This is a genomic window from Synechococcus sp. H55.2 (genome assembly GCF_047462495.1).
Lineage (GTDB): Bacteria > Cyanobacteriota > Cyanobacteriia > Thermostichales > Thermostichaceae > Thermostichus.
Genome location: NZ_JANSJH010000118.1, coordinates 3591 through 7348, shown reverse-complemented (window position 1 = coordinate 7348; position 3758 = coordinate 3591). Strand labels below are relative to the sequence as shown.

Here is a 3758-nt window from a genome sequence, read left to right as displayed (position 1 = left end):
TCCCTCAGGGAGAGGGGCCGGGGGTGAGGGTCATCCCTCAGGGAGAGGGGCCGGGGGTGAGGGATCTGTCTCAATCCAGTTATTTCGAGATCTCCTCCCCCCAAGGGCCGCTCTCATAGTAGGCGGCCAGCCTCTCCTGGTCGGGCTGAGTGAGCAAGCTCACCCCCACCAGCACCGCCGTGCCGACAACCACCGCCGGGATCACCGGCAGCCAGCCCCCCGTCCAGGCTTGGGGCAACAGGCCCGCCAGCCAGCCCAAGGTGAGACCGCTGGAAACCAAAGCTCCGGCTACGGCCCCGGCGCGGGTAGCCCGCTTCCAGTACAGGCCGGCAATCAAGAGGGGAAAGAGCATGGCGTTGCCCTGAAAGCTCCAGGTGGCGATCTGGGCGATGAGCCCCGGTGGCCTGACGGCAATGGCAAAGGAAACCAGCCCAATCCCCAGCACCACCCAGCGGCCCAACAGCTCCTCCTGGTGCGGAGAAAGCTGGCGCTTGAGCAAGGTAACCACCAGATCCCGGGTAACCAGGGAGCTGGCTGTTAGCAGTTGCGAGTCCGCCGTAGACATCAAAGCCGCCAGCGCCGCTGTAATCACCACTGCCGCCACGCCGCTGGGCAGGGTCTGCAACATCAGCGGCATGATCTGATCCGGCTGCTGCAGGTCAGGAAAAGCCAGCCGACCCCAGACGCCAATGAGGGCTGCTGGGAAGAACACCAGTAGAATCAGCAGCGGCCAGACCACCATCAGGGTCTGAAAGGGACGGGCACTTTTGGCCATGTAGAAGCGCTGAAAAAATTGGGGGAAAAGGGGCGTGGCCATCAAAAACAGCAGTTGGTTGCCAAGCAGGGTCTGCCAGCTCCAGCGCCCCTGGGGGCCGGGCAAGCTCAGCCAGGGATCCAACCGGCTGCCGGCCTCTTGGCCCCAACTCAAGGCCACGGCCACAAAGGCCACTCCCATCCCCACAACCAAGATGATCCCCTGCACCACGTCCGTCCAGACCACGGCCTGGGAGCCGCCGAAGAGGACATAGCCCAGGATGACCAGCGCCACCCCCACCGCCAGGGGCCAGTAGGGGATCCCTTCCCCCAAAACGGCGGCCAGGGTGCGCGCCCCGCCAATGATCTGGATGCTGATGTAGGGGGCGGTAAACGTCAGGGCGCTTAGGCAATAGAGCAGGGCCAGGAGAGGGCTGTTGAAGCGGTGGCCAAAGAACTCTGAGGGGGTGATGAACCCAAAGTGGCGGGCCGCCAGCCACACCCGGTAGCCCACCCCAAAAAACAGCCCTGAGATCAGCGCCGTGGTGACCCCCACGGCCAAAAAAATCCCCAGGCCGTGGGTGTAGGCATCCGCCGGCACGCCGAGGAAGGTAAAGGCGCTGAGCAGCGTCGCCAGCGTGGTCAAGGTCAAGGCCAGGGATCCCAGCCCCCGCCCTGCCAGGAAATAGCTGACCGGATCCTGGCCGCTGCGGCGGTAGCTCCACCAACCAATGGCCGCCAGCAGCAGCAAGTACACCCCCACCACACCCAAACTCAAAACCGTGTCACTCATCTCCAGCCCTGGGCCAGCAAGTTCGCACAAAGTAGAAGTTCAGGGGCACCAACAGCAGCACCGCCAACCCTGCTCCCCAGTACCAAGCCGGGATCCCCAATAGCTGCGGCTGGGCCGAGCGGGATCCCACCCAGGTCAACAGCCACAGCAGCGGATAGATCCCCCACACCCAAGCCTGGCGTCCTTGTCCAAGCCGCAATGGCCTTGTCGCCTGAGAACCACCAGCAGGATCCAACCCTAACATTCACTTATCTCCTGCTTTTTTGCTGACCATTACTTAAGGTACTACAGCCACTGTTGGGGGGAGCTGAACTTGTCTTTCTCGATTTCCCCTTCCGATCCTGCCGGCAAAAGGGAGGCTGGGGGCGAACGAGAGCGGCCCTACTGGCTGGCTTGGGCGCGGATTAGAGGGATCGGCCCCCACCGCCTCAAGCGGCTGGCGGAGTTCTTTGGATCCTTGGAACGGGCCTGGCAGGCGGATGTTCCGGCCCTGCTGCAGGTAGAGGGCATTGGCCCCACCCTGGCAGAAACGATTGTCTCTGCCCGTCCTGGCCTCGACCCTGGGGAGATCCTGGAGCAAACCCAAAAGCCCCGCATCCCCTTCCTAACCCCTGCGGATCCCGGCTATCCGCCCTTGTTGTGGGAGCTGCCGGATCCACCGCCCCTTCTCTACGTCTTAGGCGAGTGCCCCGACTGGCAGCAGCCGGCCATCGCTATTGTCGGCACCCGCGCCCCCACCCCCTACGGTCAGCAGTGGACCCAGAAAGTCAGCGCCGCCCTGGCGGAAGCTGGCTGCGTGGTGGTGTCGGGACTGGCCACCGGGATCGACGGCATTGCCCACCAGGCCTGCCTGGAGGCAGGCGGCAAGACGGTGGCCGTGGTGGGAACTGGGGTGGATCAGGTTTACCCCGACCACCATCGCGCTCTCTACCGGCGCATCCTGGAACAAGGGGCCGTCCTCAGCGAATATCCCCCCGGCACGCCGCCGGCCAAGGAGCACTTTCCCCAGCGCAACCGCATTATCGCCGGCCTCTGCCGCGCCACCCTGGTGATGGAGGCCCCAGAGCGCTCAGGGGCGCTGATTACCGCTCACCTGGCCAACCAATACGGGCGGGAGGTGTATGCCCTGCCGGGGAATATCGACACGGCAGCGGCCCGCGGCTGTCTGCACCTCATCCGCAGTGGTGCAGCGATGATCCTGGGGATCGAGGAGCTGCTCCAAGAGCTGGGCTTGGTTGAGGGATCCCCTCTCCCAGACCAACCCTTGTCCGCCGGCCCCAGGGATCCGCAGCAGCAGCTTCTCTGGCAGCTCCTGGGCAACGACATCCTCAGCCTCGATGCCCTGGCTCAGGCCACCCAGATGGACATTGCCACCCTCTCCAGCACCCTGCTGCTTATGGAACTGGAGGGCTGGCTGGTGCAACTGCCGGGGATGCGCTACCAGCGGGCTCGCTGAGGTTGGATCCCTGCACCGCTTCTCCGATGGGAGCCCGGCATGTGGGATCCTCGTGGCGAGGGTTGTTGACATGGGTGCTGACGGGGTAGGCGGCCATGGCCTCTGCCGGGTAGGGGCGAAGCAAGGGCAGGAGCCGCGCCGGATCCCGCACCTGCGGATCCAGCCAGAGGTCGTAATCGTCTTCTAGCAAAATGGCCGGCATCCGCTCGTGGAAAAGCCCCATTAGCCGATTGGCTGGCGTGTTGAGGATGGCGCAAGTTTCTCTCTCCACCCCTTGTGGGCTGCGCCAGCGCTCCCAAATGCCGGCAAAGGCAAACACCGGTCGATCCAGCAGGTAAAACCAGTAGGGCTGTCGCTTGGCCGTGCCCTGGTCGGCCCACTCGTAGAAGCCATCTGCCGGGATCAGGCAGCGGCGGCGGCAAAAGGCCTGGCGGAAAGAGGGTTTCTCGGCCACGGTCTCGGCGCGGGCATTGATCCACCCGGCCTTGGGAGTGCGGCTCCAACTGGGGATCAAGCCCCAGCGGAACTGAGTGGCCTGGCGCTGAAGGGATCCCGCCACCACCGCCAGCAGCGGCTGAGAAGGGGCGATGTTGTAGCGGGGCTGGAGCGCCGCCACTGCCCCCTTCCCGAGTTGAAAATGCTGCTGCAGCCGTTCGGGAGCAACCGCCAGGCTAAACCGTCCGCACATCCGGGATCCCTCAAACCTGGGTGGAAATGCCCAGCAACTGCAGGATCCCCCGCAGCGGGATCTCCACC

4 protein-coding genes are annotated in these 3758 nt (G+C 64.7%); 1 reads left to right on the top strand and 3 read right to left on the bottom strand.

The genetic code is table 11. The features are described from left to right. Positions 1–79 precede the first annotated feature (79 nt). Both NW844_RS11570 and NW844_RS11565 read right to left on the bottom strand, forming a co-directional pair. Positions 80–1546 carry a sodium:solute symporter family protein gene (locus NW844_RS11570; protein ID WP_414335812.1) on the bottom strand — a complete coding sequence of 489 codons (1467 nt, stop codon included), beginning with the start codon at positions 1544–1546 and terminating at the stop codon, positions 80–82. Continuing rightward, positions 1539–1745 (bottom strand): hypothetical protein, encoded by a 207-nt coding sequence (locus NW844_RS11565; protein WP_414335810.1) that lies wholly within the window; start codon positions 1743–1745, stop codon positions 1539–1541. Before NW844_RS11565 ends, NW844_RS11570 begins: the two co-directional genes overlap by 8 nt. A 114-nt stretch (positions 1746–1859) precedes the next feature. On the opposite strand from NW844_RS11565, the gene dprA reads away from it, so the two are divergent. Further along, a complete protein-coding gene (dprA, locus tag NW844_RS11560) occupies positions 1860–3002 on the top strand; it encodes a DNA-processing protein DprA (RefSeq protein WP_414335809.1) in 1143 nt (380 codons plus the stop codon). Here dprA and NW844_RS11555 read toward each other — a convergent pair. Next, positions 2941–3758, bottom strand: an 818-nt coding sequence (locus tag NW844_RS11555) for an SOS response-associated peptidase (protein ID WP_414335808.1), incomplete at its 5' end; no start/stop codon positions are given. The two genes, dprA and NW844_RS11555, sit on opposite strands and share 62 nt — an antisense overlap.